This is a genomic window from Oryzisolibacter propanilivorax (assembly GCF_900103645.1).
GTDB classification, from domain to species: Bacteria; Pseudomonadota; Gammaproteobacteria; order Burkholderiales; family Burkholderiaceae_C; genus Melaminivora; species Melaminivora propanilivorax.
Genome location: NZ_FNHP01000010.1, coordinates 41,113 through 59,333 on the forward strand (window position 1 = coordinate 41,113; position 18,221 = coordinate 59,333).

The 18,221-nt window shown below is 67.1% G+C and carries 19 protein-coding genes and 1 tRNA gene; 3 read left to right on the forward strand and 17 right to left on the reverse strand.

From position 1 onward, the window contains the following. Nucleotides 1-102: 102 nt before the first annotated feature. The 5 genes from BLQ61_RS14550 to secA form a co-directional block, all read right to left on the reverse strand. Nucleotides 103-1,455, reverse strand: coding sequence for a substrate-binding protein (locus BLQ61_RS14550; protein WP_091571856.1), 1,353 nt, complete (start codon nucleotides 1,453-1,455; stop codon nucleotides 103-105). Between the two features lie 506 nt (nucleotides 1,456-1,961). Continuing rightward, nucleotides 1,962-2,390 carry an NUDIX domain-containing protein gene (locus BLQ61_RS14555; RefSeq protein ID WP_091571858.1) on the reverse strand — a complete coding sequence of 143 codons (429 nt, stop codon included), beginning with the start codon at nucleotides 2,388-2,390 and terminating at the stop codon, nucleotides 1,962-1,964. Then, nucleotides 2,387-3,268 carry an ATP-binding protein gene (locus tag BLQ61_RS14560; RefSeq protein WP_091571861.1) on the reverse strand — a complete coding sequence of 294 codons (882 nt, stop codon included), beginning with the start codon at nucleotides 3,266-3,268 and terminating at the stop codon, nucleotides 2,387-2,389. Before BLQ61_RS14560 ends, BLQ61_RS14555 begins: the two co-directional genes overlap by 4 nt. Before the next feature lie 56 nt (nucleotides 3,269-3,324). Next, complete coding sequence (gene argJ, locus BLQ61_RS14565) at nucleotides 3,325-4,554, reverse strand: bifunctional glutamate N-acetyltransferase/amino-acid acetyltransferase ArgJ (protein ID WP_091571864.1); 1,230 nt, start codon at nucleotides 4,552-4,554, stop codon at nucleotides 3,325-3,327. A gap of 172 nt (nucleotides 4,555-4,726) precedes the next feature. After that, the gene (gene secA / locus BLQ61_RS14570) at nucleotides 4,727-7,495 is read right to left on the reverse strand and encodes a preprotein translocase subunit SecA (RefSeq protein WP_091571866.1); all 2,769 of its coding nucleotides are present in this window, start codon (nucleotides 7,493-7,495) and stop codon (nucleotides 4,727-4,729) included. 232 nt (nucleotides 7,496-7,727) lie between these two features. Between secA and BLQ61_RS14575 the strand changes: the two genes are divergently transcribed. Continuing rightward, nucleotides 7,728-8,030, forward strand: a complete 303-nt coding sequence (locus tag BLQ61_RS14575; RefSeq protein ID WP_091571872.1) for a hypothetical protein — start codon at nucleotides 7,728-7,730, stop codon at nucleotides 8,028-8,030. Nucleotides 8,031-8,080: 50 nt separating this feature from the next. Here the strand turns inward: BLQ61_RS14575 and BLQ61_RS14580 are convergent. The 6 genes from BLQ61_RS14580 to petA form a co-directional block, all read right to left on the reverse strand. Next, nucleotides 8,081-8,156, reverse strand: a tRNA-Thr gene (locus BLQ61_RS14580). Nucleotides 8,157-8,249: 93 nt separating this feature from the next. After that, the gene (locus BLQ61_RS14585) at nucleotides 8,250-8,765 is read right to left on the reverse strand and encodes a ClpXP protease specificity-enhancing factor (RefSeq protein WP_091571875.1); all 516 of its coding nucleotides are present in this window, start codon (nucleotides 8,763-8,765) and stop codon (nucleotides 8,250-8,252) included. A gap of 43 nt (nucleotides 8,766-8,808) precedes the next feature. After that, a complete protein-coding gene (locus BLQ61_RS14590) occupies nucleotides 8,809-9,420 on the reverse strand; it encodes a glutathione S-transferase N-terminal domain-containing protein (RefSeq protein WP_091571878.1) in 612 nt (203 codons plus the stop codon). Nucleotides 9,421-9,535: 115 nt separating this feature from the next. After that, on the reverse strand, nucleotides 9,536-10,294 hold the full coding sequence (locus BLQ61_RS14595; RefSeq protein ID WP_091571881.1) for a cytochrome c1: 759 nt from the start codon (nucleotides 10,292-10,294) through the stop codon (nucleotides 9,536-9,538). A gap of 22 nt (nucleotides 10,295-10,316) precedes the next feature. Beyond that, nucleotides 10,317-11,738, reverse strand: coding sequence for a cytochrome b (locus BLQ61_RS14600; protein ID WP_091571884.1), 1,422 nt, complete (start codon nucleotides 11,736-11,738; stop codon nucleotides 10,317-10,319). 13 nt (nucleotides 11,739-11,751) lie between these two features. Next, nucleotides 11,752-12,351 (reverse strand): ubiquinol-cytochrome c reductase iron-sulfur subunit, encoded by a 600-nt coding sequence (gene petA / locus BLQ61_RS14605; protein WP_091571886.1) that lies wholly within the window; start codon nucleotides 12,349-12,351, stop codon nucleotides 11,752-11,754. A gap of 134 nt (nucleotides 12,352-12,485) precedes the next feature. On the opposite strand from petA, the gene mscL reads away from it, so the two are divergent. After that, nucleotides 12,486-12,947, forward strand: coding sequence for a large conductance mechanosensitive channel protein MscL (gene mscL, locus BLQ61_RS14610; protein ID WP_091571889.1), 462 nt, complete (start codon nucleotides 12,486-12,488; stop codon nucleotides 12,945-12,947). Between the two features lie 4 nt (nucleotides 12,948-12,951). Here mscL and pdxA read toward each other — a convergent pair whose 3' ends face one another. Then, nucleotides 12,952-13,992, reverse strand: coding sequence for a 4-hydroxythreonine-4-phosphate dehydrogenase PdxA (gene pdxA / locus BLQ61_RS14615; RefSeq protein ID WP_091571892.1), 1,041 nt, complete (start codon nucleotides 13,990-13,992; stop codon nucleotides 12,952-12,954). Between the two features lie 62 nt (nucleotides 13,993-14,054). Continuing rightward, complete coding sequence (locus BLQ61_RS14620) at nucleotides 14,055-14,810, reverse strand: Nif3-like dinuclear metal center hexameric protein (RefSeq protein WP_091571894.1); 756 nt, start codon at nucleotides 14,808-14,810, stop codon at nucleotides 14,055-14,057. Between the two features lie 86 nt (nucleotides 14,811-14,896). On the opposite strand from BLQ61_RS14620, the gene BLQ61_RS14625 reads away from it, so the two are divergent. Then, complete coding sequence (locus BLQ61_RS14625; RefSeq protein WP_091571897.1) at nucleotides 14,897-16,048, forward strand: Do family serine endopeptidase; 1,152 nt, start codon at nucleotides 14,897-14,899, stop codon at nucleotides 16,046-16,048. Nucleotides 16,049-16,138: 90 nt separating this feature from the next. Here the strand turns inward: BLQ61_RS14625 and tatC are convergent, their stop codons facing one another. The 4 genes from tatC to BLQ61_RS14645 all read right to left on the reverse strand — a co-directional run bounded on the left by tatC (nucleotide 16,139) and on the right by BLQ61_RS14645 (nucleotide 18,219). Next, on the reverse strand, nucleotides 16,139-16,927 hold the full coding sequence (tatC, locus tag BLQ61_RS14630) for a twin-arginine translocase subunit TatC (protein ID WP_091571899.1): 789 nt from the start codon (nucleotides 16,925-16,927) through the stop codon (nucleotides 16,139-16,141). Between the two features lie 68 nt (nucleotides 16,928-16,995). Next, complete coding sequence (gene tatB, locus BLQ61_RS14635) at nucleotides 16,996-17,481, reverse strand: Sec-independent protein translocase protein TatB (RefSeq protein WP_091571901.1); 486 nt, start codon at nucleotides 17,479-17,481, stop codon at nucleotides 16,996-16,998. Between the two features lie 46 nt (nucleotides 17,482-17,527). Further along, complete coding sequence (gene tatA / locus BLQ61_RS14640; protein WP_091571904.1) at nucleotides 17,528-17,788, reverse strand: Sec-independent protein translocase subunit TatA; 261 nt, start codon at nucleotides 17,786-17,788, stop codon at nucleotides 17,528-17,530. Between the two features lie 71 nt (nucleotides 17,789-17,859). Beyond that, nucleotides 17,860-18,219, reverse strand: coding sequence for a histidine triad nucleotide-binding protein (locus BLQ61_RS14645; protein ID WP_091571907.1), 360 nt, complete (start codon nucleotides 18,217-18,219; stop codon nucleotides 17,860-17,862). Between the last annotated feature and the right edge of the window lie 2 nt (nucleotides 18,220-18,221).

Genomic DNA, 18,221 nt, shown 5'->3' on the forward strand with positions numbered 1-18,221 from the left:
GCCCCGGTGTGCCGGAGCGGCCTGGCTCAGTGAGGATGCCTGCGGGCGGACGGGCCGGTGCGGGCGGCAGCAGCTCGCTACCCGCCACCGGCCCTGCGGCGGTCAGGTGTAGTCGCCCAGCTTGCAGCCGAAGGCATCGGCCGGCTGGATGACCTTGTCGCCCGGCACCACCTCCACCACGTCCCAGAAGTCTTCCGGGTTCTTCATGTCCTTCTTGGCCTTGCCGCGGACGATGATGACCGGACGCACGTACTGGTGGTCCTGCGGGCGGTAGTGGAAGTCGCCCAGCAGGTGGGGCACCGGATCGCCCTTTTCCCACTGCTTGATGACGTCGGGTGGGTAGAAGCTGTTGGCCTCGGTGACCATGCGCGCCCAGTGCGCGAAGCTCATGTAGCCGTTCTCGGCGCCCCACTCGGGCCGGTAGCCGTACTTCTTCTGGAACGACTCGACGAACATCTTGGCCAGCGGGTACTTGTCCTCCAGCGTCCACCAGAAGTCGGTGGCTGCGAACACGCCCTCGCTGATGTCCACGCCCGCCTCGCGCGCGAAGAACGGGATCTGGTAGGGCAGCACCAGCGTCATCTTGGGCAGCAGGCCGAACTGCTTGGCCTGCTGGCTCGACAGCACCGCGTCGCGGCCCCAGTTCACATTGATCAGGAAGTCGGCGCCCGCGTTGGCGATATTCGTCAGGTACTGGCTGAAGTCCTGCGTGCCCAAGGGCGAGACCTGGTTGGTGACCATGGTCCAGCCAGCCTGCTTGACCAGAAATTCGCGCACCGATTCGGTCGTGGTGTGGCCATAGGTGTAGTCGGGCGTCATGAAGGCCGCCTTGCGGTTCTTGCCGAACTGCTTGACCAGAATCGGCCCGATGGCGTTAGCGCACATCTCGCCGTAGACGCCCTGGCGGAAACCATAGCGCACGCAGTCCTTGCCGGTGGTGTCGTTCGATCCCGAAATGCCGGCCATGTAGAGGATCTTCTCGCGCTGCGCGAACTTGTTCAGCGCCACCGCCACGGCCGACGAGGTCGAGCCGATCATGGCGATGATCTTGTTCTGGTTGATGAAAGTCTGCTCGACCTGCAGCGCCTGGTTCGGTTTCGCGGCCGAGTCGGCCGACAGAAAGCCGACCTTCTTGCCGAGCACGCCGTTGTTGATCTTGGGCGCCAGCTTTTTCATCAGCTCGTGGTTGCCGTTGATGTGCTCGATGGCCAGCTCCATGCCCTTGCGCTCGTCCTCACCCTGCACAGCGTAGGGCCCGGTCAGCGGCACTGCGGCGCCGATGTACACCGTGTTGCCCTGCGAGCCGGCGGGCCAGGTGCCCATTGCCGGCTTGTCGGCCGCGAACGCCCAGCGCACACCGGCCACCCCCGTCAGGGCCAGACCCGCGCCGGCCTGCAGCGCAGTGCGGCGGGAAACATAGGGAGCAGAGCCATTTTCGAATCGCGTCTTGGACATGTGTCTCCTCGTTGTGGCAATGAATGCCCACCGGGCCAAGCGATGCCCGCTGGTTGGGAAAAACAGTGCATCCACGTTCGGGCAAGCCCGCTGACACCGGCACCTAGCCGATAACCTGTCCATGCGGCAACACTGTGTCTGGAAACCGACGCCATTGGCAGGCGATGACGCGAAATCAATTAAACGTGACGCAGATCAGATGCCACAGGGAGAAAACCCGAAACAAATACTTGCCTGAATTGCTCGGTTTGTCAGACCTTTGTAAGCCCCTCATGGCACATTCGCGCCCGTTTTGGCGTCAGTTTTCTGTAAGGTTCACCGGCGGCTGGTGACCTTGAGCGCGATATTGGAAGGCTGTCCCAAACCCACGGCAGCGCGGGACAATCAACGCGGCATGGCCGTGGATGCCGGTGCATGACGCGCACACCGCCGTACAGGCGACCGTCCTTGCACAGTCCCTGGCTGCCGCCAGGCCCGTTCTGTACAGGGCATGCCCCGCAAAACGCTCAGGCCACCGGCGAAAACGAGGCGCCGCGCTCGCGCGCCAGCAACTGCAGCACCGGATAGGCGCCGGGCAGGATGGGGGTGACCGTCAGCGGAAAGGTTTGCCAGCACATCGCCTGGCCTTCGCGCATCTCGAAGTCCCCTTGCCAGGCGCGCACCTTGCACCAGTGCAGACGCACCCGGGCGTGCGGGTAATCGTGCTCGGTGACTTGCCAGCGCTCGACCTGCTGCACGGTGATGCCAAGCTCCTCGTGCAATTCACGCCCGATGGCCTGCTCCACCGTTTCTCCGGCTTCGACCTTGCCGCCGGGAAACTCCCAGCAGCCCGCACACACCTTGCCCGTCGGGCGGGTGGACATCAAAAAGGCGCCATCAGTTGCGCGCAGCAGCACCCCTGCGGCCACATCGATGCGCTGCGCCGCCACGCTCATGCCGTAGGGCTGCCGCGCCGCCCGGCGTAGTCGCGTGCGAACTGCAGCGCCACGCGGCCGCTGCGCGAGCCGCGCTCCAGTGCCCAGACCAGCGCCTCGGGCCGCGCGGCCTCGATCTCCCCCGGCGGCACGCCGAAGCTGGACAGCCACTGGCTGACGATCGCCAGATATTCGTCCTGGCTGAACGGATAGAAGCTGACCCACAGGCCGAAGCGCTCGGACAGCGAGATCTTTTCCTCGACCACCTCGCCGGGATGGATCTCGCCATCAGCGCTGGTGGAGTAGCTCAGGTTGTCCTTCATCTGCTCAGGCAGCAGGTGGCGCCGGTTGCTGGTGGCATAGACCAGCACGTTGGGCGTCGCCGCGGCCACCGAGCCGTCCAGGATGGATTTCAGCGCCTTGTAGCCGCCCTCGCCTTCCTCGAAGCTCAGGTCGTCGCAGTAGACGATGAACTTCTCCGGCCGCCCGGCGACCACCTCGACGATGTCGGGCAGGTCCGTGAGGTCGGTCTTGTCGACTTCGATCAGGCGCAATCCATGGGGCGCATATTCGTGCAGGCAGGCACGGATCAGCGAGGACTTGCCGGTGCCGCGCGCGCCGGTCAGCAGCAGGTTGTTGGCCCTGCGCCCATGCACGAACTGCTCGGTGTTGCGCTGCACTTTCTCCTTTTGCGCGTCGATTTCCTTCAGGTCCTGCAGGCGCATCTGCGCCACCTGGCGCACCGGCTCCAGGGCACCATGGCCGCTGGCGCGCTTGCGGTAGCGCCAGGCAGCGGCGGCCGTCCAGTCGGGCGCCGACAAAGGTCCGGGCAGCGCTGCCTCGATGCGCGCCATGAGTTGCTCGGCACGATCGATCAGGCGCTCAAGGTTTGGAGTCATTTTGGCCTCTAGCCCTTTATATATAACGGCCTACAGCTATTGAATCAGGAGCAATCTCAGGAGCGGTAGTCAGCGTTGATGGTCACGTAGTCGTGGCTCAGGTCGCAGGTCCAGACGGTGGCCTGGGCATCGCCGCGGCCCAGCAGCACGCGCACGGTGATCTCGCTGCCGCGCATCACGCGCTGGCCGTCTTCCTCGCGGTACTGCGGGTTGCGCCCGCCCTGCACGGCCACGTGCACGTCGTCCAGGTACAGGTCGATCAGCGTCTGGTCCAGATCCTGGATGCCCGCATAGCCCACCGCCGCCAAAATGCGGCCCAGGTTCGGGTCGCTGGCGAAGAACGCGGTCTTGACCAGCGGCGAGTGCGCGATGGCGTAGGCCACCTGGCGGCATTCGGCGGCGGTCTTGCCGCCTTCGACGCGCACGGTGATGAACTTGGTCGCGCCCTCGCCGTCGCGCACGATGGCCTGGGCCAGCTGCTGCGCCACCGCCAGCAACGCGGCGTAGAGCTGCCGGCCGTCCTCGCTGTCCAGCGCCGTGATGGGCGCGTGCCCCGCGCGCTGCGTCGCGACCAGCACGAACGAGTCGTTGGTCGAGGTATCGCCGTCGATGGTGATGCGGTTGAACGACGCACCGGCCAGCGCGCGCACCAGCGGCTGCACCAGCGCCGGGTCGATGCAGGCGTCGGTGGCGATGAAGCCCAGCATGGTCGCCATGTTCGGGCGGATCATCCCGGCGCCTTTGCTGATGCCGGTCACGGTCACCGTGCGCCCGCCGATCTTGACCTGCCGGCTGGTCGCCTTGGGCAGCGTGTCGGTGGTCATGATGCCTTCGGCGGCGCGTGCCCAGTGCTGCTCCTCGGCGTCGGCCAGCGCGGCGGGCAGGCCGGCGACGATGCGCTCCACCGGCAGCGGCTCCATGATCACACCGGTGGAAAACGGCAGCACCTGCGCCGGCTGCAGCCGCAGCTGACCGGCCAGCGCATCGCAGGTGGCGCGCGCACGCGCCAGGCCATCGGCGCCGGTGCCGGCGTTGGCGTTGCCGGTGTTGACCACCATCGCCCGGATGGCGCCGCCCGCCTGCAGGTGCTCGCGGCAGACCTGCACCGGCGCGGCGCAGAAGCGGTTCTCGGTGAACACGCCGGCCACCGTGACGCCCTCGTCCAGCAAAAACACCGTCAGGTCCTTGCGACCGGCCTTGCGCACGCCAGCCTCGGCCACGCCGATGCGCACGCCCGCGACAGGGTGCAGGTCTTGTGCAACGGGAGCGGAGAGATTCACAGGCATGGATCGTCTTTCTTCAAAGGTCAAACATACGCGCTACGTCATGCCACTGGCGCAACCCGCGCCAGCAGATACCGCGCAAGGGCCGCCCCAGCGCGCTGGAGTCGTCTCCCTTCCCAGCGCGCAGCGCGCCAGAGAAGAGAGAAGCCGCGCAGCGGCTCCAGGGGGTTGTTCTCTAGTTCAGCTTGCCGTGGCACTGCTTGTATTTCTTGCCGCTGCCGCACGGGCAGGGGTCGTTGCGCCCCACGCGCACGCCCGGCTGGGCCTGGCGGGCGGCATCGTCCCCGTCGGGGCTGCCCGAGCCGCTTTGCTGCGGGTTGCCATCCTCGCCGGGAGCGCTGTAGGTCACGTTGGCGATGCTGCCCTCGCCGCGCTCCTCCATGGCCTGCGCGGCTTCGTCCAGTTGGGTGGGCGACTGCACCTGTACGGTCATCATGACGCGCGTGACCTCGTTCTTGACCTGGTCGATCAGCTGGCGGAACAGTTCGAACGCCTCGCGCTTGTATTCCTGCTTGGGCTGCTTTTGCGCGTAGCCGCGCAGGTGGATGCCCTGGCGCAGGTAGTCCAGCGCCGCCAAGTGGTCGCGCCAGTTGGTGTCGAAGCTCTGCAGCAGCACCATGCGCTCGAACTGCAGGAAGTTCTCCTGCCCGACCATGGCCACCTTGGCCTGGAAGGCCTCGCGCGCGGCGGCCAGCACCTTGTCCAGGATGTCCTCGTCGGTGATCGCCTCGGAGCCCTGCACCAGCTGCTGCAGCGGCAGCTCGATCTGCCAGTCGGTGGCCAAGGCCTTTTCCAGCGCCGGCAGGTTCCATTGCTCTTCCACCGACTCGGGCGGCACGAACTGGTGCACCACGTCGGTCAGGCAGTCGTCGCGCATGGCGTCAATCAGGCCGGCCAGCTCGGCCGTATCCAGGATCTCGTTGCGCTGCTGGTAGATGACCTTGCGCTGGTCATTGGCGACGTCGTCGTACTCCAGCAGCTGCTTGCGGATGTCGAAGTTGCGCGCCTCGACCTTGCGCTGGGCACTCTCGATGCTGCGCGTGACGATGCCGGCCTCGATGGCCTCGCCGTCGGGCATCTTCAGGCGGTCCATGATGGCCTTGACGCGGTCGCCCGCGAAGATGCGCATCAGCTGGTCGTCCAGACTCAGGTAGAAGCGCGACGAGCCCGGGTCGCCCTGGCGGCCGGCACGGCCGCGCAGCTGGTTGTCGATGCGGCGCGATTCATGGCGCTCGGTAGCGATGATGCGCAGGCCGCCCAGTGCCGAAACCTTGTCGTGGTCTTCCTTCCACTGCGCGCGCAGCTGCTCGGTGCGCGCGGCGCGCTGCTCGGAGTTGAGGCTGTCGTCCTCATCCAGCGCGGCGATCAGCTTTTCCACGTTGCCGCCCAGCACGATATCGGTACCGCGGCCGGCCATGTTGGTGGCGATGGTGATCATCCCGGGCCGGCCGGCCTGGGCAATGATGTCCGCCTCGCGCGCGTGCTGCTTGGCGTTCAGCACTTGGTGCGGCAGGTTGGCGCGGGTCAGCAGCTCGTCGATGATCTCCGAGTTCTCGATCGAGCTGGTGCCCACCAGCACCGGCTGGCCGCGCTCGTGGCACTCGCGGATGTCGGCGATGGCCGCCTCGTATTTCTCGCGCGTGGTCTTGTAGACACGGTCGAGCTGGTCGTCGCGGCGGCTGGGGCGATTGGGCGGGATGACCACCGTCTCCAGGCCGTAGATTTCCTGGAACTCGTAGGCCTCGGTGTCGGCCGTGCCGGTCATGCCCGAGAGCTTGGCGTACAGGCGGAAGTAGTTCTGGAAGGTGATCGAGGCCAGGGTCTGGTTCTCGGCCTGGATGGTCACGCCTTCCTTGGCCTCCACCGCCTGGTGCAGGCCCTCGCTCCAACGGCGGCCCGCCATCAGGCGGCCGGTGAACTCGTCGACGATGACGATCTCGCCGTTTTGCACCACGTAGTGCTGGTCGCGGTGGTACAGGTGGTGCGCGCGCAGCGCGGCGTACAGGTGGTGTACCAGCGCGATGTTGGCCGGGTCGTACAGCGTCGCACCCTCGGCGATCAGCTTGGCGTCGGCCAGGATGCGCTCGGCGTTCTCGTGGCCCTGCTCGGTCAGGAAGACCTGGTGGGTCTTTTCGTCCACGGTGAAGTCGCCCGGCTTGGTCACGCCCTCGCCGGTGCGCGGGTCGGCCTCGCCTTCCTGGCGCGTGAGCAGCGGCACGATCTGGTTGATGGCGACGTACATGGCCGTGTGGTCGTCGGCCTGGCCGCTGATGATGAGCGGCGTGCGCGCCTCGTCGATCAGGATCGAATCCACCTCGTCGACGATGGCGTAGTTCAGCTGGCGCTGCACGCGCTCGCGCGCGTCGTACACCATGTTGTCGCGCAGGTAGTCGAAGCCGTACTCGTTGTTCGTGCCGTAGGTGATGTCACTGGCGTAGGCAGCCTGCTTTTCCTCGCGCGGCATCTGCGGCAGGTTGATCCCCACCGTCAGGCCCAGGAAGTTGTACAGCCGCCCCATCCACTGTGCGTCGCGCCCGGCCAGGTAGTCGTTCACGGTGACCACGTGCACGCCGTTGCCCGACAGCGCGTTCAGGTACACCGGCAGCGTGGCGGTCAGGGTCTTGCCCTCGCCGGTGCGCATCTCGGCGATCTTGCCGTAGTGCAGCGCCATGCCGCCGATCAGCTGCACGTCGAAGTGGCGCATCTTCATCACGCGCTTGGAGCCCTCGCGCACCACCGCGAAGGCTTCGGGCAGCAGCGCGTCCAGGCTCTCGCCGCGCGCGACACGCTCCTTGAACTCCTGCGTCTTGCCGCGCAGCGCCTCGTCACTCAGAGCCTCGTACTCCGGCTCCATGGCGTTGATGCGCGCGACGGTCTTGCGGTATTGCTTGAGCAACCGGTCGTTGCGGCTGCCGAAAATCTTGGTGAGGAAGTTGGTGGCCATGCGGGCAGGGCCGCTGCGCACGCCGGCGTGGCGCCCTGAGCGGCCGCAGTTCCTAGATGAATGGATACGGACCTGCCGCCACGTCAAGGCCGGACCCGGCACAGCCGGCACCCGCGTCCTCCAGCGGCAGCGAAACAGGGCATTCTAACGTTGCACCCGCCACGCCCCTGCGCCGCGCCGGCTGGACGATAATCGCCGCCCCCCGTCCGCCTTGCCGCCCCAACCAATCCCGATGAATCGCCGTCACCACCACGCCGTCACCGTCCAGCAGGCCAGCTTGGAGTCGCCGCCGCTGGCGCGCCTGGCCGCACTCACGCGCGAATCCAGCGAACGCCTGAAGGCGGTAGAGGGATTGATTCCGCCGCTGCTGCGCCCGGCGCTGAAGGCGGGTCCGATCGACGGGGACAGCTGGTGCCTGCTGGTGCGCGGCAATGCGGCTGCGGCCAAGACCCGGCAGCTGCTGCCGGCCCTGCAGGCTCACCTGCGCAGCAAGGGGTGGGATGTGAACTCGATCCGCCTGAAGATCCACAGCTGAAGGCCGTCAGGGCGACCCGGGTGGATGGCGGAGGAGCGAAAGAAGACAGATGGTGCCGGTTGTCGGATTCGAACTGACGACCTACCGCTTACAAGGCGGGTGCTCTACCAACTGAGCTAAACCGGCACAAAAATCAAAGCGCGATTGTAGCCGGCAAAAAACCGGCTGACGGGCAAGCGCGGCATCCATTGCGGCGCGCGCCTGCCTGCCTGCGCGGCATCACTTCACGCGCTTGAGCGAAGGCCGTTGTGCTCCAGCAGGAGGCGGCGACGGCGGAGGCTCGTCGCCATCCTCGGGGGCGGCATCGCGCTTCGCCGACCCATCCACCGACTGCAGCGCGGGCGCCGTCGCGCCACGCTGCGCATCGGCGGCCAGCAGCGCGCCGGGCTGCAGCTGGGGGTCTTCCTCCAGCGCAAAAGCCATGCCCTGGCCGTTCTCGCGCGCATAGATGGCCACCACGCGGCGCACCGGCACGATGATCTCGTGCGGCTTGCCACCGAAGCGCGCCTTGAACTCGATGAAATCGTTGCCCAGCTGCAGCGCACTGGTGGCGTCGTAGCTGACGTTGAGCACGATCTCGCCGTTGTTCACGTACTCGCGCGGCACGCGCACCGACTCGTTCACGCGCACCACCAAGTAGGGCGTGAAATCGTTGTCGGTGCACCACTCGTGCAGCGCACGCAGCAGATAGGGGCGCGTCGAGGGCAGTTCCGGCATGGAATCTTCGGTGGTCATACGCGGCCTTCGGAGTGTCAGAGGGAGCAGGTGCGACGTTGCATCACTTGCGCATGACCTTCTCGGACGGCGTCAGCGCCTCGATGTAGGCCGGACGCGAGAAGATGCGCTCGGCGTACTTGAGCAGCGGCGCGGCGTTCTTGGACAGCTCGATGCCGTAGTAGTCCAGGCGCCACAGCAGCGGGGCGATGGCCACATCGAGCATGGAGAAACCCTCGCCCAACATGTACTTGTTCTTCAGGAACACCGGCGCCAGCTGCGTCAGGCGGTCGCGAATGTGGGCGCGAGCCTTTTCCAGCGCCTTGTCGTTGCCCTTGGTGGCGCGCGACTCCAGCGCGTTCACGTGCACGAACAGTTCCTTCTCGAAGTTCAACAGGAACAGGCGCACGCGTGCCCGGTCCACCGGGTCGCCGGGCATCAGCTGCGGGTGCGGGAAGCGCTCGTCGATGTACTCGTTGATGATGTTGGACTCGTACAGGATGAGGTCGCGCTCGACCAAGATCGGCACCTGGCCGTACGGATTCATCACGCTGATGTCCTCGGGCTTGTTGTACAGGTCGACGTCCCGGATCTCGAAATCCATGCCCTTCTCGAACAGGACGAAGCGGCAGCGATGGGAGAAGGGGCAGGTCGTGCCCGAGTAAAGCACCATCATGGTGAGTGGCTCCTGAAAATCAAAAAGAGTGGGCGCGCTGGCGTCCACTCCGCAATGTCGCCCGGCGCGCGTTGGCACACGCGCCGGACCCGTAACGATCAAAGGGGAAGACGGCTTACTTCACGTCTTTCCAGAACGCGGCGTTCAGCCTCCAGGCGATGAAGGTGAATACCGCCAGGAAGGCCAGTACCCACACGCCGATGCGCACGCGGGTGTTCTGCGCTGGCTCGCCCATCCACTGCAGGTAGTTGACGAGGTCACCCACGGCCTGGTCGTACTGCTGGGGGGTCATGCTGCCTTCGCTCAACTGCTTCCAGCCGGTGAAGACATGCTCGGGGGCACCATGTCCGCCGCTCTTTTCCTCGAACACCGCCTGGCGCTCGCCCTGCAGCTGCCACAGCACGTGCGGCATGCCAACGCTGGGGAAGGCCAGGTTGTTCCAGCCGGTGGCCTTGGCGTCATCGCGGTAGAAGGTGCGCAGGAAGGTGTAGAGGTAGTCGGCGCCGCTGCCGCCCGAGCCGGCGCGCGAGCGCGCGATCACCGTCAGGTCGGGCGGGTTGGCGCCGAACCAGGCCTTGGCCTGCTGCGGGTCGATAGCCGCCTTCATGGTCTCGCCGACCTTGTCAGTGGTGAACAGCAGGTTGTCCTTGATCTGCTCGTCGGTCAGGCCGATGTCCTTCAGGCGGTTGAAGCGCATGAAGGCCGCCGAGTGGCAGTTCAGGCAGTAGTTGACGAACAGCTTGGCGCCGTTTTGCAGCGACGCGGTATCGCTGACATTCACAGGCGCCTTGTCCCAGGCCATGCCGCCGCCAGAGGCTTGCGCGCCGGCCACCAGGCCCACCGCGGTGAGCAGGGCAAAGAAGATTTTCTTCATGAAATGGTTCTCCAGCTCGGGCTCAGTGGGCGGCAAAGGTCACGCGCTCGGGCACGGGCTTGGGCGTCCCCAGGCGGCTCCACCACGGCATGAGCAGGAAGAAGCCGAAATAGAACAGCGTGCCGACCTGCGAGACGCGCTCGCCGATGGGCGACGGCGGCTGCACGCCCAGATAGGCCAAGATGACGAAGTTGATCACGAACACGGCGTACACCCACTTGTGCCAGTCGGGGCGGTAGCGGATGGAGCGCGCCGGGCTGTGGTCCAGCCAAGGCAGGAAGAACAAGATGATCACGGCACCGCCCATGACCACCACGCCCCAGAACTTGGCGTCGATGGACAACATCAGCACGATGGCCACCGCGGCCGCGCCCAGGACGATGGCCTTCATGATGCCGGGCAGGCGCGCCTTGAGCACGCCGAAGCCGGCGCCCAGCACCACGCAGGCGATCAGCGCGTACATCATCTCGGTGGTGATGGCGCGCAGCATCGAGTAGAACGGCGTGAAGTACCACACCGGCGCGATGTGCGCAGGCGTCTTCAGCGGATCGGCCGGGATGAAGTTGTTGTACTCCAGGAAGTAGCCGCCGAATTCGGGCGCGAAGAAGATGATCGCCGTGAAGACGAACAGGAAGATGCCCACGCCCAGGATGTCGTGCACCGTGTAGTACGGGTGGAAGGGCACGCCGTCCAGCGGGTGACCGTTGGCGTCCACCGGCTTGCCGGGGCCCTTGATCTCGATGCCGTCGGGGTTGTTCGAGCCCACGTCGTGCAGCGCCAGGAGGTGCGCCACCACCAGGCCCAGCAGCACCAGCGGCACGGCGATGACGTGGAAACTGAAGAAGCGGTTCAGCGTCGCGTCGCCCACCACATAGTCACCGCGGATCAAGAGGGCCAGGTCCGGGCCGATGAAGGGGATGGCCGAGAACAGGTTCACGATCACCTGCGCACCCCAGTACGACATCTGGCCCCAGGGCAGCAGGTAGCCCATAAAGGCCTCGGCCATCAGCGCCAGGAAGATGGCGCAGCCGAAGATCCAGACCAGCTCGCGCGGCTTGCGGTAGCTGCCGTACATCAGGCCGCGGAACATGTGCAGGTACACCACGATGAAGAACGCCGAGGCGCCGGTGGAGTGCATGTAGCGGATCAGCCAGCCCCAGGGCACGTCGCGCATGATGTACTCGACCGACTCGAACGCCTTGGCGGCGTCGGGCTTGTAGTGCATCACCAGGAAGATGCCGGTGACGATCTGGATCACCAGCACCAAGAGCGCCAGCGAGCCGAAGATGTACCAGAAGTTGAAGTTCTTCGGAGCGTAGTACTCCGACATGTGGACCCGGTAGGCGTCGAAGGCCGTCGGAAAACGGTTCTCCAGCCAGTTCATGGTCTTCGCGCCGGCCGAGGCGTTGGGCGAGACTTCCTTGAATTCGCGGTAGGCAGCCATGTGTCGTTTTCCCTCAGGCCTTCTTGTCTTCGCCGATCAGCAGGCGCGTGTCCGACAGGTACATGTGCGGGGGCACCGGCAGGTTGTCGGGCGAGGGCTTATTCTTGTAGACGCGGCCGGCCATGTCGAAGGTCGAGCCGTGGCAGGGGCACAGGAAACCGCCTTCCCAATCGTTGGGCAGCGACGGCTGCGGGCCGGGGGTGAACTTGTCCGAGGGCGAGCAGCCCAGGTGCGGACAGATACCGACGGCCACCAGAATCTCGGGCTTGATCGAACGGTGCTCGTTTTGCGCGTAGGGCGGCGTGAATTCCGCCGGGTTGCGCTTGGACTGGGGATCGGCCAGCTGGCTGTCCAGCTTGGGCAGCTCGGCCAGCTGCTCGGGCGTGCGCCGCAGGATCCACACGGGCTTGCCGCGCCACTCCACCGTCATCTTCTCGCCCGGCTTGAGCTGCGAGATGTCCACCTCGACCGCCGCGCCGGCCGCCTTGGCCTTTTCGGACGGCTGGAATGTGCTCACGAACGGAACGGCGACTGCCACGCCGCCGGCCGCGCCAGCGCAGCCAGACGCGATCAGCCACGTCCGCTTGCTGGAGTCGATCGGAGTATCACTCATGGGGATCCTCGGTATGCATCGTTATAAAAGGTCAACTGCAAATTGTAGCGGAGCGAAAATCGGCGCCTCGGGGGTCTGGCACATGGGCGCTCGGTAATACTGCGCTTCTTTCATCCAAAACAAGGGTTGGGCAAATGAGCATCGCGCAAGAGTTTCGCGAATTCGCTGTCAAAGGCAATGTGATCGACCTGGCGGTGGGTGTCATCATCGGCGGCGCGTTCGGCAAGATCGTTGACTCGGTGGTCAACGACCTGATCATGCCGATGGTTGGCCTGGTCTTCGGCAAGCTCGACTTCTCCAACCTGTTCATCCCGCTGGCGCATGTCCCGCCGGACATCCCGCACACGCTGGAGGCCATGCGCAAGGCCGGCGTGCCGGTGTTCGCCTATGGCCACTTCCTGACCATCAGCCTGAACTTCGTGATCCTGGCGTTCATCATCTTCATGATGGTCAAGCAGATCAACCGCCTGAAGCGCGAGTGGCCGCTGCACAAGCACGAGGAGGCCCAACCCGACGCGCCACCCCCGCCGCCGGCCGAGGACATCCTGCTGCTGCGCGAGATCCGCGACAGCCTGCAGCAGCGCCGGCAGACCTGAAGGCTCAGCGCCGCGCCAGCGCGCGCGCCATGCGCACCGCCTCGATCAGACTGCCGGGGTCAGCCACGCCGGCGCCAGCAATGTCGAACGCCGTGCCATGGTCCGGGCTGGTGCGCACCAGCGGCAGACCCAGGGTCACGTTCACGCCCTTGTCCACGCCCAGGTACTTCACCGGGATCAGCCCCTGGTCGTGGTACATGGCCAGCACCACGTCGAACTCGCCCGGCCGCGCCGGCGTGTGGCGCGCGCGCATGAACACCGTGTCAGGGGCGAACGGCCCGTGTGCGTCGATGCCCTCGGCGCGCGCCGCCGCGATGGCCGGGGCGATGGTCTCGATCTCCTCGCGCCCGAACAGGCCGCCCTCGCCCGCATGCGGGTTCAGCCCGGCTACGCCGATACGCGGCGCGCGCCCGAGGCTGCGCGACAGCGCCGCGTGGGTGATGCGCAGCGTCTGCAACACGTTGTCGTGCGTAACGGCGTCCAGCGCCTCGCGCAGCGCCATGTGGATGCTGACCAGCACCGTGCGCAGCTCGTCGTTGGCCAGCATCATGCGCACCGGCATCTGTGCCAGGCCCACGCCGGCGTGCCGCGCCGCTTCGGCCTGCAGCAGCTCGGTGTGGCCAGGGTAAGGCACGCCGGCCGCCGACAGCGCCTCCTTGTGCAGCGGCGCGGTGACCAGCCCGGCCACCTCGCCCGCCAGCGCCGCACGCGCGGCCCAGACCACGCAGTCGGCGGCGGCGCGGCCGGCCTCGGCGCTGACCTGCCCGAACGGCGCCGGGCCGGGCAATCCGGGTGGCTGCAGCACCGGCAGCGCCCGTGGCAGCAACTGCGATAGGCCGTCCGGGCGCTCAATGCGCTGCACCGACAGCGCCGGCCGGCCCGGCTGGCGCACCACCTCCAGCGCGCGCGCCAGCGTGGCCGCGTCACCCACGACGAAGCAGCCGGCCAACGCCTCGGGCGCGTCGCGAAACGCCTTGGCGGCGATCTCCGGGCCGATGCCGGCCGGGTCACCCTGGGTGATGGCCAATGGGGAAAGGTTGTGCATGAAAACAGGCCTCAGCCATTTGTTTGCAACGGCCTCCAGCTATCCAAAAGATAGCATGCAGGCTATGCCGGATTGTCGATCTCGATGAACTGGTGCTCGATGCCTGCCTCCTGCGCCACCTGCGCCGCCACGGCCGGCGCGCCGTAGCGCTCGGTGGCGTGGTGGCCGGCGGCGATGAAGGCCACGCCGGTCTCGCGCGCCAGGTGCGCCTGCGGCTCGGAGATCTCGCCGGTGATGAAGGCGTCCGCCCCGGCGGCGATGGCCGACTCGAAAAAGCCCTGCGCGCCGCCGGTGCACCAGGCGACGCGCCGAATCGGCCGCGCCGGCCCGTCGGGCGCGGCCAGCAGCACCGGCCGGCCCAGCACCTGCTGCACATGGTCGGCCAGCTGGCGGGCGCCAGCCAGCTCGCACGGCGCGCTGAAAGCCAGGTCCTGCTCGCCAAAGCGCTGGTCCCACTGCCAGCCCAGCCGCGCGCCCAGCTGCGCGTTGTTGCCCAGCGTGCCGTGCGCGTCCAGCGGCAGGTGGTAGGCGAACAGGTTGATGTCGTGCGCCAGCAGCAGCCGGATGCGCTCCTTCAGCCAGCCGGTGATGCGCCCGTCCATGCCGCGCCAGAACAGGCCGTGGTGCACGAAGATGGCATCGGCGCGCGCCTCGATGGCGGCCTCGATCAGCGCGCGGCTGGCCGTCACGCCGCTGACGACACGCGCGATGCGCTCGCGCCCTTCCACCTGCAGGCCGTTGGGGCCGTAGTCCTTGAAGCGCGCGGGCTCCAGCAGCGCGTCGAAGCGGGCCAGCAGATCGTGTCGGGTGATGCTCATGCGCGCCGATTGTGCCGCGCCCGTCCGACGCTGCGCGTGCCTGGAAGGCGCGACAATCGACCTCCCTGCCCCAGCCCTGTCCTGCCATGAAGCGCCTCTGGTTGTTGTTTGCCCAGGTCGTGACGGTTCTCGTCGCGGCCTACTTCGTCGTCGCCACCCTGCAGCCGAGCTGGCTGCAGCGCGGCGCGTCCACCACCCGCGCCGGCATTTCGGTGCTGGAGGCACCGGCGGCGCCCGGCTCGCAGCCGGCGGTCGGCAGCTTCAGCGCCGCGGCGCGCAAGGCCTCGCCGGCGGTGGTCAGCATCAACACCAGCACCGCGGTGCGGCATCCGCGCAGCAACGACCCGTGGTTCCAGTTCTTCTTCGGCGACCAGGGCGTGCAGGCGCAGACCGGCCTGGGCAGCGGAGTGATCATCAGCCCCGATGGCTACATCCTGACCAACAACCATGTGGTCGAAGGCGCCGACGAGATCGAGGTGACGCTCTCGGACAGCCGCCGCGCCAGTGCCAGCGTGATCGGCACCGACCCGGAAACCGACTTGGCGGTGCTGCGCGTGCAGCTGGACAAGCTGCCCGTGATCGTGCTGGGCGACTCCGACCAGCTGGCTGTGGGCGACCAGGTGCTGGCCATCGGCAACCCCTTCGGCGTCGGCCAGACGGTGACCAGCGGCATCGTCTCGGCCCTGGGGCGCAGCCAGCTGGGCATCAACACCTTCGAGAACTTCATCCAGACCGACGCCGCCATCAACCCCGGCAACTCCGGCGGCGCACTGGTGGACGTGGACGGCAACCTGATGGGCATCAACACCGCCATCTATTCGCGCTCGGGCGGCAGCATGGGCATCGGCTTCGCCATCCCCGTGTCCACGGCGCGCATGGTGCTGGACGGCATCGTGCGCGATGGCAAGGTCACGCGCGGCTGGATCGGCGTCGAGCCGGGCGAACTCTCGCCCGAACTGGCGCAGACCTTCGGCGTCAAGGCCACCGAGGGCGTGATCATCACGGGCGTGCTCCAGGGCGGCCCAGCGGCGCAGGCCGGCCTGCGCCCGGGCGACGTGATCGTGGAAGTCGCCGGCAAGGCCATCGACACCGTGCCGCAGCTGCTCACCGCCGTGGCGGCCTTGAAGCCGGGCGAGCCGGCGCAGTTCAAGGTGCTGCGCGGCGACGCCCGCACCGAGCTGCAGGTGGTGGCCGGCACGCGCCCGCAGCTCAGCCAGCAACAGCGCCAGCAGCGCTGACCGCAGCAGCGCACAGCCGCAAAAAACCAACGGCCTGCCGGCGTTTCGACGCGGGCAGGCCGTGGTGCCATGCGGGAAGCTGACAGGCGCTCAGCCGGTGGACTCGGAAGCGTCCTCGGGCGCCTTGGTGTGGCGGATGAAGAGCTGCGCCGCCCAGATGCCCAGTTCGTACAGCAGGCACATGGGAATCGCCAGCGCTAGCTGCGAGACCACGTCCGGCGGCGTGACGATGGCCGCGACGATGAACGCACCAACGACGAAGTAGCCGCGAAAGCTCTTGAGCTTGTCCACGCTCACCACTTCCAGGCGCGCCAGCACCACCACGGCGATCGGCACCTCGAACGCCAGCCCGAAGGCCAGGAACATGGTCATGACGAAGCCCAGGTAGGCCTCGATGTCTGGCGCAGCGGTGATGCTCTTGGGCGCGAAACTCTGGATGAAGGAAAACACCTGGCCGAAGACGAAGAAGTAGCAGAACGCCACGCCCATGAAGAACAGCAGCGTGCTGGACACCACCAGCGGCAGCACCAGGCGCTTTTCGTGCGCGTACAACCCCGGCGCGACGAACGCCCACACTTGGTACAGCACGAACGGCAGCGCCACCAGGAAGGCCGACAGCAGCAGAATCTTCAGCGGCACCATGAATGGCGAGATGACCGAGGTGGCGATCATGGTCGCGCCCTGCGGCAGGTGCGACACCAGCGGCGCCGCCAGCAGGTCGTACAGCTGTCCCGGGCCGGGCCAGAAGAACAGGATGGCGGCGACCACGCCCACGGCGATGAAGGCGCGCACCAGCCGGTCGCGCAGCTCCATCAGGTGCTCGACGAAGGGCTGCTCGGTGCCGGCCAGTTCGTCTTCGGGTTTGCTTGGTTGGGACATGGCAGAAGGCGGCGCGCCGCGAAGGTGGCCGCCGCGCCGGCCGCGCTCAGGCGGGCCGCGCGAAGGGGTCAATGGGATTTGCGCGGCCGGAAGCGCGCCACGCGCGCCGCGCCGGACTGCACGTGGGTGCGCACGCCCGCCTGCGCCTTGTACCAGCGCGGCGTGGCGCCGCGCTTGAGGCGCCAGTTCTTGCCGGGGTTGCGGTAGGTGGGCACGATGTCCGGCAGGTCCAGGCCGGGCGCGGAGGCCTGGCCACCGCCGATGGCGTCCAGCTCCGAGGTAGCCTGGTTCCAGTCGCGCTCGAAGTTGCCGGCCTCGTTGCGGATGCTGTGCTCGACGTCGCGCGCGGCGCTCTCCACGCTGTCCTTCATCTTGCGCAGCTCGTCCAGCTCCATCGAGCGGTTGACCTCGGCCTTCACGTCGGCCACGTAGCGCTGCGCCTTGCCCAGCAGCGTGCCCACGGTGCGCGCCACGCGCGGCAGCTTCTCCGGGCCGATGACGACCAGGGCGACGGCGCCGATCAGCGCCATCTTGGACAGGCCGATGTCGATCATGGAATCAGGCGGTGGACGCGGAAGTCAGTCAACGGCGGTTCGGCCTTCAGCCCTTGCGCCGTGCTTCCACGTCGATGGTGGTGCGGTCGGCAGGAGCAGCCGGGGTGCCGGTGACCTGGCCCACGGGCGGCTGGGCGGCGGTGGTGGTGGCCGCCGGGTCATCGGCCGCGCCGTCGCGCATGCCGTCCTTGAAGCCCTTGACGGCGCCGCCCAGGTCGGAGCCGATGTTCTTGAGCTTCTTGGTGCCGAACACCAGCACCACGATCAGCAGCACGACCAGCCAGTGCCAGATGGAAAACGAACCCATGGAACTCTCCTAATGCAATACGCGGGATTTTAGTCGGCGCTGCCCCTGCGGCAGGCGGATGACCTTAAGGGTCACCCTTTCTTCCAGGGGCGCGGCCCGCCGATGACGTGCAGGTGCAGGTGGTGGATCTCCTGTCCGCCCTCGTCGCCGGTGTTCACCACCAGGCGGAAGCCGCCTTCCGGGTACGGGTTGCAGCCCTCTTGCTGCGCCAGCTTCGGCGCCAGCGTCATCATGTGGCCGAGCAACTGCGCGTGTTGCGGCTCGACCGCAGCCATGGACGGGATGTGCTGCTTCGGGATCATCAGGAAGTGCACCGGCGCCCACGGGGCGATGTCGTGAAAGGCGAAGACCTGGTCGTCCTCGTAGACCTTCTTCGAGGGGATCTGGCCGGCGGCGATCTTGCAGAACAGGCAATCGGGGTCGTGGGTCATGG